This is a genomic window from Mucilaginibacter sp. P2_A4 (assembly GCF_056405015.1).
In genome coordinates this window covers 158311-170423 of sequence record NZ_JBFUCX010000017.1, presented here as the reverse complement: position 1 = coordinate 170423, position 12113 = coordinate 158311, and the positions used below count along the sequence as shown (strand labels likewise).

The window sequence follows — 12113 nt, the reverse complement described above, 5'->3', positions numbered from 1 at the left end:
TATGTTTTGGAGGTTTTAATACCTCTTAACTTTTCATTTTTATTGGCTAAAATCGCTTTAGCTTTTTTTACTTCTTTTCCTCTTTCAAGGACCCTTCCGTTTGGGTCTGCAAAGGTAGAAACCTTTTCCGCTTTTCCAAAACCTTTTTCGCTTTTATTTTTTTAAGCGTTTTTTCAGTTTTTAATCCCCTTTTCTTTCTCTCTCTTCTCCTTCAGCGGCGGGGTGCAAAAGTAGCAAACTTTTTGGCTTTCCGAAAATTTATCTGATGTTTTTTTGAAGCTCTCTTCTTCTCACTTTCACTCTTCTTGCTTCAAAAACCCTCTTCTTAACCTTTCTAAGAACAATCCCCGCTTCCTCGTTTGCGGGCTGCAAAGGTACGCCGATTTCACAATTACGCAAGCTATTTTTAACAATTACTTAACCTGTAAGCTTAACTCCTTAGCAATCAATCTGAAAAACTTTTTCAAAGGCTGTTTAACGGAAATTATGCGGGGAAACGGGGGATTCTTCACAGGATACCATACCGTTATATATAGTAAAACATTATTTCGCAAAGACGGAAAAGCAAAAAAGGATTGAAAGCTCACAATCCCTATTTCCTACGGTTATTTTTAACTGCTACACAATGCACGGATAAAAGCTATCAATATTAGAGTAGAGTCTTAGAATAGAGTCACGAAGAGAGCTGTACTGAATTGATTGAGATCAATTCAGTAACTAAGGATAACTACTATAATAACTTTTCCAAAATTATATATGGACCTTTTCTTTCCAATTCATTAAAACCTAATTTCTTACAAGCGTTCAACGCAGCAAGATTGTTCGCATTTACCTCCGTAAGGCATCGTTTAAAACCTTTATAAATTAAATCGACAAAGCAAAAATCAACCAACCTTCTTCCATACCCCATTTTTCGTGTTGATGGTGAAACTACCGCCATTGATAAAAAAGCAAGCTTATTTTCATAGTCATTAGCGTAATATGCTAAAAAAGCAAGTAGAACATCGTTCTCCATTATAGAAATTAAACATCCTTTTTCGATGATTTTATCAATGTAGGCATTTAAATCACCAAGTTCATATGTTCCACTACCATCATTGATCAATGGATACATTAAATCATAAATTTTTGATTTCATTTGCGATTGGGCTTGAAACACAATTTATATCTATTTTTCTACACGATAAAAAAAATGCGAATAATGCACACAAATTGTAAAGTTTGAGCCGTTTTAAAATACATATTGCACATGATTACTCTGATAAACAATTCATACGATTTTGGAAGTAATATAAGTGAATTGCCCGAAAACTTTTATGGAGGGTACACAAACGGCCTTAGCGATAACGCCAAAGCCGTTGTTGCACCACGGAGAGCGGCACGAAAAAATCTACTGGTAAAAACAGTCTATACTTATTTATATACGTCTGGCCTATGACTCAAAATTAGTGAGGCCGCATCTATCGTTAGTTTAACCGTTGCCCTTGTTATTACTTATCTTCAACAGGATCTGCAGAAGCTGGCATGGATGGGTTATATATTGCAACACCAACCCTTGAATCGGCGCAGCCGTAGTACAGAAACCATTTCTTTTTGAAATAAACCATGCCTTCTATAAAGACTGTACCATTAACATATTGTCCGCTTTTTTCAAATGGCTCCATAGGTCGCAGGAAAGGCACATCCAACCTGGTAATATTTTTAGAAGGATCCTTCTTATCAAACAAAGCTTGCCCTGCGCAATACGAATTGGCGTTAAACCTTTTATCCCTATTATCATCTGCTTTGTTTTTACCATTATAAAATAAGATAATACCTTTTTCTGTCATCAAGGCCGGCGGTCCGCATTCCGTTAAATCGCTGTCGAAATAACCATTGCGGGGGGATATCAATTGTTTCAATTCGCCATTTTTATCCACAACCGGCGCCCAGTCAACCAGGTTGGTTGATGTAGCAGCATAAACATGTTGCTCTCCCCAATACAGCCAGTATTTACCATTAATTTTAATCACTACTTGCTTTCCATTTACCACTTTTGTTAAAATGGATGCCGACTTACTTGCAATATTAAAAAACTTACCGTGGTAAGCAGTTTCAAAGATAGGACCATGTTTTTTCCAGTGCACCAGATCTTTAGAGGTAGCTGCACCCAAACGAGGCAGTTTACGATTCCATTCGGTATAAAACACAACATATGTTCCATTGGGCGTAACTGCTACACGCGGATCCTCACACCCACCAGGCCATTCATATTGCTTGGCAATATCATTATCCGGATAAAGTACCGGTGTTTTTTTTCGGTTAAAATGAATGCCGTCACTGCTTTCCGCATATCCTAAACGGGATGTGCGAAAACCGATTCCTATACCAAACAGGTCTTCCGCGCGATACATTACAACCACTTTACCGTTTTTTATAGCTGCGGCCGGGTTAAAAGTATCATTTGCTTCCCACGGTACCATCTTGTTGCTTACCGGGTCTTTAAACCTCGAGCTGGTATCTGGTGATATAATGGGGTTGATATTTGCAGGTCTTTCAAACCCGCCAAAAGCCCATGAGGGTAAAATATTTTTATTGGATTGACCTAAGCATGTCTGGGCCACTAATACAAGGGCCAAAATCTTTCCGGTCTTTATTAAATTAATCAGCATAAATGGTTTGTTAAATATTGGCATATAATTCTTCAATTTTTTCAAGGGGCACACCTTTTGTTTCAAACACATAACGACTTACAAATAAAATCATGCTGATATTAATTATTCCATAAAGGCCAAATGTGATTACAGGCCCCAGTTGAGAAAGCATGAGCGGGAAAGTTAACGAAACAATAGAGTTTGCTACCCAGTTACCAAATACCGCAATGGAAGTTGCTGTTCCACGGATCTTATTGGGAAATATCTCTGCCACATAAACCCAAAGCACCACACCCCAGGTACAGGCAAAGCCACCGATGTAAATGAATATGGTAAGTAACACAAAATAATTTTGCAACAGATTAAAATAAAATAACGCAGCTAAGATGAACATACATAGCCCCATAATAACTGAGCCCGAAAGTAATAGCTTTTTACGGCCAAGTCTGTCAATCAACGGAAAGGCAAGTAAAGTAAATATCAGATTAACAATACCTGTTAATATGGTTTGAAATAAAACACTCCCTCCAAAATGTATTTTTTCAAATATCAGCGGAGCATAGTAAAATATAATATTAATACCTGTAAGCTGGGCTATGGAGGCAAACACCAAACCTATTATCACCACCTTTCTGAAGCGTGGTGTAAACACATCCTTAAGTGCCGGAGTACTTTCTGATTCGATATCATCTGTTACCATTTTTACCTGTGCCAAACTTTCCTCTTCTGAATAAATACTGCCAAATACCTTTTTGGCATCAGCAATTTTGTTTTTGGATACCAGCCATCGGGGACTTTCTGGCACAAGTAATAAAAGGATAAAAAATATCACCGATGGAATCACGGCGGCGGCGAGCATATAGCGCCAATAATTATCATTATTTAAAAATGTATAAGAGGCATTTACTATCAAATAGTTGGATATAAAAGAAAGCAAAATACCGGTAACAATTGCTAATTGCTGCAACATACCTAACCTTCCCCTGAATGACGGAGGTGCTACTTCTGAGATATAGATCGGGGCAAGGGTTGATGCCATGCCTATAGCTATCCCCCCAATAAAACGATAAATAACCAGTTGAACAAAGCTGCCGGCAATACCACTTCCTAATGCGGCAATAATATATAAAAGGGAAGTTACGATCATGAGGTTTTTACGGCCGAACTTATCTGCCAAACCGCCGGCAAACAGCGCGCCCGGGATACATCCAATAGATGCCATAGCTACAACTAACCCAATTTCCGCATCATTAAGCTGAAAAAAAGGTTTTAAGTAATGTACTGCACCGGCTATTACAGCTGTATCAAAGCCAAATAACAGGCCGCCTAAAGCTGCTACAATGGATATTAATATGGTATAACTTTTCATAGAAGATTGGTTAAGATCAAAAAAGGGTGGCTTTATATTGCCACCCTTTTATATTAGTTATAAAGTACTTTCAATAGTATAGATCGATAACACCTCGGCATCCGTTAAGGCACGGTTATAGAAACGGAGATCATCCATCGAGCCATTGAAGAATGAGCCACCATAGTAGGCATAATCACTTGACTGATCTGTGGTAATCAAACTTTTAGGAAGTTGTTGCCCTATTGTAAGATTAACAGGATTGGCAAGAGTTAACGGAGCACCCGTTACAGCTGCGGTTTTCACCAGGGCACCATTAACATAAAACTTCATAGTGCCGTTGGTATAGGAAACGCTTGCATGTGTCCAAACTTCCAAAGGTACAGCGCCGGGATTATCATCCACATCATGGTAGCCGTTATCAGCATGAAAAGTCATGAATAAAAAATTATTGCTTTGCAGTTGGAATTTAAACCCGTTCCAACGATTTAAAGACATAATATAGTTGTCGGAGTAAGTGCTATGCCTTTTTATCCAAATACTTATTGTAAACTCCTTAGGGTTTAATGTGATGTCATACGGAACTTCAATATAGGCTCCGTTATTAAAATCGAAGGCCTTGTCTGTCCTGCCAAACCGGTCGGCAATCAACTTTGGCAGCGTATTACCATCTACCGGCGCATTACCGGGACCAATTATACCTGTTTTTAACATTCCGTTATGGCCATTTGTGGTAGCATCATTGGCATTTCCATCAAATTTCCATTGCGCAATAAGGTTAGCTGCAGATACTTCCTGGATAAGCCGGCTTTTAAACTGCGTTAAAACGCGATTAAGATTTGCCTGCGCATTATTTACCTGCTGTTGGGTAAATGTGCCTGTTTTAACACCTGCCGCAAGGTCAATTGCTGTTTTAAGATCGGTTCTTGCACCTACAGCGTACTGTCCTGGTTTACTGCCTTCAACCGTAGCCGTGTACAATAAAGTTGCCGAATCAATGGCTAAGCCCAGCTTTGTTTTGTCAGAATTATAATTGGGTTTATCCGCACTTTTTGTGCAGGATTGAAATATACTTATCAACGCTATCATCACCATGAAAGCTGCTGACGACTTTTTGAATCTACTCATTTTATAATATTTTTAAGTGTTACCGTTACTTACCTAATTTTAAATTGGTTTGCCTTTCGCTTAGCGGAATAGGGAAAAACTGATTACTGCTAAAGCTAAAGTTAGGCACATCTTTAAGTGCATCGTTGGCGTAGGCTGAACCATAACGTATAATATCAAAAAAGCGATGAAACTCCAGCGCCAGTTCTGAGCGTCTTTCCTTGCGGATAACATCCCGCAACTGACTTTGGTCGGTAATTGTTATATCTGGTAATAAACCAGCCGGGATAACTCCGCCGGCATATCCAGGCAGTGTTTTATCATTTACATAACTCTCACGTGCTCTTTTGCGCACAAGGTTCAAAGGCGCTAAAGCTCCGGCAGCGTCTCCTTTTTCATTTAAAGCCTCAGCCTGAATCAACAAAACCTCTGCAAACCTGATGGCCTGGTAATTTAAGTTACCATCACCTTTTATAGATGTTGGAATTTCGCTTAACGGCTGAATATCCTTTTTACTTAAATATCCGGTGGAAGTCCATGTAGGATCAAAACTGGTATCAAACCATGGATGCCCTGCCCTACCCACCGTATAGTCAAGCCTTGGATCATCAACGCCACCAGTTGATTTTTCAAAATTGTTGACCAGGCTTTGTGTTGGATAGAAAAATCCATAACCATTTTGCGAACGCGGAGCAAACCATTGATTCAAGGTATTTCCGGCAAATGGCACCAAACCAGTTGCATGCTGGATAGAAAAAACAGCTTCCGCATTGTTTTTTGTAGCAGCCCTGAAGTTATCTGCAAAAATTGGCAGTAAGCTGTAAATCCCTAAATCGTTAACTGATTTAGCTGTAGATGCTGCCAAATCCCATTTCTTTTCAAAAAGATAGGTTTTAGCAAGGAGTGATAACGCTGCTCCCTTTGTTGCACGGCCCAGATCAGTAATACCCCAGGTTGTTGGCAAGCTATTGGCAGCTGCCTGGCAATCTTTCTCTATCTGCGCAAAAATTTGTGCCTGTGGCAATGCCGGGCTTTGTAGCTCCTCGGGAGTTTCTACTTTAAGATGCAATGGAATATCACCATATGCAACAGTTAAATTAAAATAATAGTAGGCCCGTAAAAATTGAGCCTGTCCAATTACCTTTTTCTTAACATCATCAGATACTGCTTTATTTGCATCTGTTAATCCATCGGTAACTACGTTACATTTAAAAATGCCATCGTAATATCTTTTCCAAACGCCTTCAACTGCTGAGTTTGATGATAAGATGTTAAAATCATTAATGCTTTGAAAATCGGCCTGATCACCAGGGTTTCCTCCTTTTATAGCATCATCAGATGCCACATCGCCCAATACCCATATGGCATTAGAAGAAGCATCTGTGAAAGTAAGCGGATTATAGGCAGCATTTACAGCCAATGTTGCATTAGCATCTGACGTGAAAAATTTATCTGCCTGGTATTGTCCCGAAATAGGTTGCTCCAGATTCTTCTTACATCCCGTATTCATAAAAACAAGGACGGCGGTAGTATATATAATAATATTTTTTGCTTTCATCTCTTAATTAAATTTAGATTAGAAATTTGCGTTAACACCAAAAGTGATTGTACGTGCTGATGGGTAAGTTCCCCAATCAATACCTACCGCCCGGTCACCATCTCCAGAATTGTTGCTGTTGCTATACATTTCGGGATCAAGACCTGTGTATTTGGTAAAAGTGAGCAGGTTTTGAGCACTAACAAATATCCTTAAAGATGATATGCTAAGGCTACTCAAAGCATTTTTACCCAGTTTATATCCCAATTGGATATTTTTAAGCCTTAAGTAAGAGCCACTTTCAAGGAAACGAGTTGATGGCATCTTGTTATTTTGCCCCCCTGACCATGATAAACGCGGAAATTCATTTGTTGAATTTGGTCCTGTCCAGCTTTGGGTTGCTATTCTTTCGGTTATGTTAAATGGTCGGTAAAAACCTTCTATATCTGTAAGCACCTGGTTGTAAATCTTGTTACCATATACTCCCTGGAAAAACAGGTTCAGATCGAAGTTTTTGTATTGGATATTAGCTGTAAGGCCATAAGTGAATTTAGGGATTGGGCTACCAACAAATGAGCGATCCTTTTCATCAATAACACCATCATTGTTAATATCCTTGTACATCACATCGCCCGGTTTAATACCAGGTCCCTGGTAAGCATGTGTGAACACCTGTTGAGCATTCTGGAAAATACCTTCTTTTTGTAAAAGGTAGAATGAGCCTATAGGTTGCCCCGCTTCTGTAAGTGTTGCATAATAGTTATTATCTATACGTCCACCAACAATTGGTAGTCCACCCGCAAGGGATGTAACCTTGTTAACCACCGTAGCAAAATTACCGTTTAAGGAATAGCTCCAGTCTTTATTGATATTACCACGAAAACCAAGTTCCAGCTCAAGCCCGCTGTTGCGCACTTTTCCAGCATTTACTGCTGGGTTACCGCCATTTCCTGCACTACTTGGTTCAGGCAGCTTTAGCAATACATTAGACGTATTTTTGATATAATAATCAGCGGTAAGTGTTAATGCATTCTGAAAGAAACCCAAATCTACACCCACGTCTTCCTGTGTGCTTGACTCCCATTTGATGTTAGGATTTCCTTTTTGAACGATGCTATAACCTTGATTGGATGTGCCGCCGAAAGGGTAATAAAACCCACCGGATACAAGCGATGCGTATGGATAATTACCGATGGAAGAATTCCCTAACTGCCCAACGCTTGCCCTTAATTTAAACGTTGATATGGGTTTAATATCCTTCATGAAATCTTCCTGATCAATACGCCAGCCTAATGAGCCCGAATAAAAGCTTTCATAGCGCGAAGCGGGAGATAATTGCGAAGACCCATCCCGTCTGTAATTCACACTTGCCAGGTATTTATTATTGTATTGATACCCTATCCGTCCGAATAATGAAAACAGGCCAACATCAGATCTGTTACCACCATTTTGTTGCGTACCGATACCACTATCCAGGTATTGAAAGGTTGACGATTGATCAATAAAGTTGGTACGGGAGGCTGATAAAGCCTGCACATCTGTTTTGATGGTTTCTGTACCTGCTAAAAAATTAATCACGTGCTTACCTAAGGTTAAATCGTAGGTTGCTGTATTCGTCCAGTTATAATTCAGTTCGTTTTGATGCGATTGTGCAAGGGAACTTGGAGAATTAAAAGATCGGTCGATACCATAAGTTTCAAAGAATTGCTTATAATCTGTCAGGATCATATTAATACCGATGTCAGACTTAATTCTTAAATTTTTAATCGGTGTCACTTCTGCAAACGCATCGCCTAAAATGGTATAGTTGTAAAAATTGCGGTTTGTGGCATCGGCCAGCGCTACCGGATTAATACCATCGCCCAATACATCATAATGAGCAGGTAGATCAACAAATTGACCTGCCGCGTTATAAACAGGGGTTGCAGGAGTACGGAATAAAGCATACCGAACAACGCTCGGCCCGGGGTTTCCATCTCCATATCCATCACCGGAGGTACCTACCTGCCTCGTTTTAGAATAACCAAGGTTAATATTTGTACCGATTTTAAGGTATTTTGATAATGTGCTGCTTATTGCCGTACGCAGGTTAAAACGGTTAAATGATGAATTTTTTATTAATCCATCCTGGTTAAAATAATTGGCAGATACTATGTATTGCGAATTATCATTTCCACCGCTTACTGAAAACTGCGCATTGGTTACCGGCGCAGGCTTAAGTACCTGCTTTAGCCAGTTCACATCAGAAAATGTTTTAGCAAGACTATCTGAGATAGGTGCCCGTCCGTCATTTTTTGCGGCGGTATTGTAAGCTGTTACATATTGTGATGTATTAGCCATCTTAATAAGATTCTCTGCAGTTTGAACACCAGTATAAGCACTTACAGATAGTTTTGCCTTGCCAGAACTGCCACGCTTAGTGGTAACTATTACCACTCCATTTGATGCCCTGGCGCCATAAATAGCGGCAGAGGAAGCATCTTTTAAGATGTTAATACTTTCAATATCGGCCGGTGATATTTCATTAATACCATCTTTAGTAGGTACCCCATCAATAATATATAGGGGGTTATTATCATTTATAGTCCCTACTCCTCTTATCCTTACAGATATGGCATCACCTGGCGCTCCGGTATTTTGGCTCACCGATATCCCGGCAGATTTACCCTGCATGATCTGGTCAACACCGCCCACAGGTATCGCGTTGATGTCCTTTGCGCTAATTACCGATACGGCACCGGTCAAATCCTTTTTCTTTTGAGTACCGTAGCCAATAACAATAACTTCATTAAGGCTGCCGGCCGCATCTTTAAGTGTAATGGTTAAAGTGGTTCTGCCTGCAACAGCTATTTCCTGTGATTGAAAACCTATATAGGAAATCACCAAAACGGCTGTTTCGGGTACGGTTACAACAAAGCTGCCGTTTACATCGGTAACAGCAATATTTTTACCGTTTTTTAAACCTACAGTAGCTCCTATCAAAGGTGCGCCTGTTGCATCAACTACTTTGCCTGTAAATTTAATATCTGCCACGTGTGGTGCAGATAACTGTGTGATGACTACCAGCTTATCAGATAATACCCGGTATGATAAACCGGTGTTTCTTAATGTAAAATCAAGTATCTGCAGAACGGTGTAGTCTTTAACATCAATGTTGACGACTTTATTGGGTATAGCCTGATCGCTATACAAAAAGGTGTAACTACTTCTTTTTTCAAGTAGTTCAAAAAATTTCTCCAGGTTAACGTTTTTAACATTTAAATCGAGTTTTTCCTGAGAATGAACCCTTGCCGAAACATGGATAAGGGTAACTAAAAGCAGAATACATGTTAATTTCACGTACAAAAGAATTTTTTTGACACACGGAGGATTAATGAAAGAACTAAAAGTTTTTTTCATACTTTTGATTTGTTGAGGTTAGTAAAGTTTATAAAATTCCTGAGATCCGTCCAGATATTAGGTTGTATGCACTGGCCCCAATGAAGGAAGTGTTCCCGCACTTCCTTATTTTTTGGGACTAATAAAACATTTTGGTTGGTATGATTTATTTCATCTGATAGTTCCTTTCTTCTCTTTTTAGTTTATTTAATTGGCTGGTTACCATATATGAATCTGATTATTGGCTATTGAATAGTGGAATGGTTCGGTATACTGAAAAGCATGGATAACTTCGTTAATACCCTGGTTGTTAAATGTTCCCGTAAATTTCTTTGTAGTATATTTATTATTATCAAAAACTATCCTGACGTTATACCAGCGCTCAAGCTGCACGGCAATCTCCTCAAAACTTTTTTGCTTAAATGACAGTCTATTATTTAGCCAGGCTGTTTCATCAATGGCGGTATCCGGTAAAGCAACCGACGCTGGAGTGGATACAATCATTGAATCTTTTATCGTGGCTTTATTGATCAGCAACACTTTTTTAGCCGTGTTTTTAATTGTATTTATAGTAATCTTTTCATTAGGATACATTACTATATGAGCAGATGGCGTGTTCTCGTTTAAGATCTCTACTTTACCTCTTATCAGGGTTGTTTCCACAAACTGGTCGCCATTGTAAGCTTTTACGTTAAAAGCGGTTCCCAAAACAACAACATTAAGTTTGCCGGCATGTACAATAAATGGATGTTGAGCATCATGCTTTACATCGAAATAAGCTTCACCAGTTAAGAAAACCTCTCGTTTACCGAGGTTGTTTAGGTTGCTAACAAATTTAATTGATGACGCTGCGTTAAGCCAAACAGATGATCCATCAGGTAAAACAGTGTGGACCCTTTTTCCGTTTGGTGTTACAATGGCCTGTTGCTGGATAGGTGTATCCGTATGACCGGTGTAAAATTTAATCCAAAGGCCTGCCATCAGTAAAATAGTCACAGAAGCAGCAATCATCCAGCTTTTGCGGGTATTGCGCTGCAGCGGGTCAAGCCGCCCGTGATAGATCAGTGGCTTTTCGGCGAAACCGCTTTCATTGTTCAGGGCCTCATCAAATTTTTCAAGGCCCCGTTCCATAGCCCGGCGCTCTGCCATAGAAAAACTCCCAGGAGCCATTGTTTTAAGATTCCTGATACTCTCATGTTCAGCACGCAGTTCTGGCCTGGCCTGGAATATCAATTCCAGTTCATCAATCTCATCAGCAGAAATTTCTCCTGATACAGATCTTGAAATGAGCAGCCAAATCTTTTCTTCTGATGTCATATAATACAAGACACAGAGAAGTTTAAAAACCCCCAAATGAAAAATAAATATTTTATAAAAAAAGGTTTTTATTTGGGGATTAATATATCATTAAAAAAACTCTACCTTTATTAACCAATTATAAACAGGGTATCTCCTACTTATGCAAGTTATTCTCAACAAAAGTTTTGAGCGGACAGACCTTAAGGATGAGCAGGTTTTTAAAGACCTGTACAGGCAATATTTTGTTAAATTATACCGGTTCGCAACATCCCTGGTGCATTGTAATGAAACCGCGGAGGAGATAGTTCATGATGTGCTGATCAATTTGTGGAAGAAAAGGAACACTTTTACTGAGATAGAAAATTTGAATACCTATCTGTATGTATCTGTGAAAAATCTTTCATTAAATCATTTAAGAAACGAGCGCAAATACCTTTATGAGGATATTGAAACGATATTCAATGAAAACAACTACATTACTGTTGATCCGGAAAGTGTGATGATCAGTAAAGAAGGTGTCAATACCTTGAATGGCTTTATCAATAACTTACCTTCCAAGTGTAAACTTATTTTCAGACTTATAAAAGAGGACGGCCTTAAATACAAAGAAGTTGCTGTATTGTTAAACTTGTCTGTAAAAACTGTAGAAAACCAGTTGGCTATAGCACTGAAAAAAATCTCAGAATCTATAAAAAAATCTTCGGCAATATAGGTTCCACGTCCCTACCAACGTGTATCATCCAAATATTAGGGCTGATGGATTAAAAATCAGATCACGATTTCTAATCCATCAGCCCTATACCATCTATAA

Annotated in this window: 9 protein-coding genes; 2 read left to right on the top strand and 7 right to left on the bottom strand. The window is 39.1% G+C overall.

The genetic code is table 11. From position 1 onward, the window contains the following. Positions 1-730 precede the first annotated feature (730 nt). On the bottom strand, positions 731-1138 hold the full coding sequence (locus AC1DYB_RS25760; protein WP_295712035.1) for a GNAT family N-acetyltransferase: 408 nt from the start codon (positions 1136-1138) through the stop codon (positions 731-733). A gap of 111 nt (positions 1139-1249) precedes the next feature. On the opposite strand from AC1DYB_RS25760, the gene AC1DYB_RS25755 reads away from it, so the two are divergent. Then, positions 1250-1438: a hypothetical protein gene (locus tag AC1DYB_RS25755; protein WP_477439193.1), complete on the top strand. Its 189-nt coding sequence runs from the start codon at positions 1250-1252 to the stop codon at positions 1436-1438. Between the two features lie 52 nt (positions 1439-1490). Here AC1DYB_RS25755 and AC1DYB_RS25750 read toward each other — a convergent pair whose 3' ends face one another. The 6 genes from AC1DYB_RS25750 to AC1DYB_RS25725 all read right to left on the bottom strand — a co-directional run bounded on the left by AC1DYB_RS25750 (position 1491) and on the right by AC1DYB_RS25725 (position 11320). Beyond that, positions 1491-2651 carry a glycoside hydrolase family 130 protein gene (locus tag AC1DYB_RS25750; protein ID WP_477439191.1) on the bottom strand — a complete coding sequence of 387 codons (1161 nt, stop codon included), beginning with the start codon at positions 2649-2651 and terminating at the stop codon, positions 1491-1493. Between the two features lie 10 nt (positions 2652-2661). Further along, positions 2662-4002, bottom strand: a complete 1341-nt coding sequence (locus tag AC1DYB_RS25745; protein ID WP_477439189.1) for a sugar porter family MFS transporter — start codon at positions 4000-4002, stop codon at positions 2662-2664. Between the two features lie 57 nt (positions 4003-4059). Beyond that, positions 4060-5109 carry a LamG domain-containing protein gene (locus AC1DYB_RS25740; protein ID WP_477398875.1) on the bottom strand — a complete coding sequence of 350 codons (1050 nt, stop codon included), beginning with the start codon at positions 5107-5109 and terminating at the stop codon, positions 4060-4062. 25 nt (positions 5110-5134) lie between these two features. Continuing rightward, complete coding sequence (locus tag AC1DYB_RS25735; RefSeq protein ID WP_477439187.1) at positions 5135-6646, bottom strand: RagB/SusD family nutrient uptake outer membrane protein; 1512 nt, start codon at positions 6644-6646, stop codon at positions 5135-5137. Between the two features lie 18 nt (positions 6647-6664). Beyond that, positions 6665-9964, bottom strand: coding sequence for a SusC/RagA family TonB-linked outer membrane protein (locus AC1DYB_RS25730; RefSeq protein ID WP_477439185.1), 3300 nt, complete (start codon positions 9962-9964; stop codon positions 6665-6667). 258 nt (positions 9965-10222) lie between these two features. After that, positions 10223-11320 carry a FecR family protein gene (locus tag AC1DYB_RS25725; protein ID WP_477439183.1) on the bottom strand — a complete coding sequence of 366 codons (1098 nt, stop codon included), beginning with the start codon at positions 11318-11320 and terminating at the stop codon, positions 10223-10225. 142 nt (positions 11321-11462) lie between these two features. On the opposite strand from AC1DYB_RS25725, the gene AC1DYB_RS25720 reads away from it, so the two are divergent. Further along, positions 11463-12014, top strand: a complete 552-nt coding sequence (locus AC1DYB_RS25720; protein WP_295712015.1) for an RNA polymerase sigma-70 factor — start codon at positions 11463-11465, stop codon at positions 12012-12014. Positions 12015-12113 lie beyond the last annotated feature (99 nt).

Excerpts from the sequence above, each read along its gene's own strand:
- AC1DYB_RS25760 (WP_295712035.1), bottom strand. The coding sequence starts at position 1,138 with ATGAAATCAAAAATTTATGATTTAATGTATCCATTGATCAATGATGGT.
- AC1DYB_RS25755 (WP_477439193.1), top strand. The coding sequence starts at position 1,250 with ATGATTACTCTGATAAACAATTCATACGATTTTGGAAGTAATATAAGT.
- AC1DYB_RS25750 (WP_477439191.1), bottom strand. The coding sequence starts at position 2,651 with ATGCTGATTAATTTAATAAAGACCGGAAAGATTTTGGCCCTTGTATTA.
- AC1DYB_RS25745 (WP_477439189.1), bottom strand. The coding sequence starts at position 4,002 with ATGAAAAGTTATACCATATTAATATCCATTGTAGCAGCTTTAGGCGGC.
- AC1DYB_RS25740 (WP_477398875.1), bottom strand. The coding sequence starts at position 5,109 with ATGAGTAGATTCAAAAAGTCGTCAGCAGCTTTCATGGTGATGATAGCG.
- AC1DYB_RS25735 (WP_477439187.1), bottom strand. The coding sequence starts at position 6,646 with ATGAAAGCAAAAAATATTATTATATATACTACCGCCGTCCTTGTTTTT.
- AC1DYB_RS25725 (WP_477439183.1), bottom strand. The coding sequence starts at position 11,320 with ATGACATCAGAAGAAAAGATTTGGCTGCTCATTTCAAGATCTGTATCA.
- AC1DYB_RS25720 (WP_295712015.1), top strand. The coding sequence starts at position 11,463 with ATGCAAGTTATTCTCAACAAAAGTTTTGAGCGGACAGACCTTAAGGAT.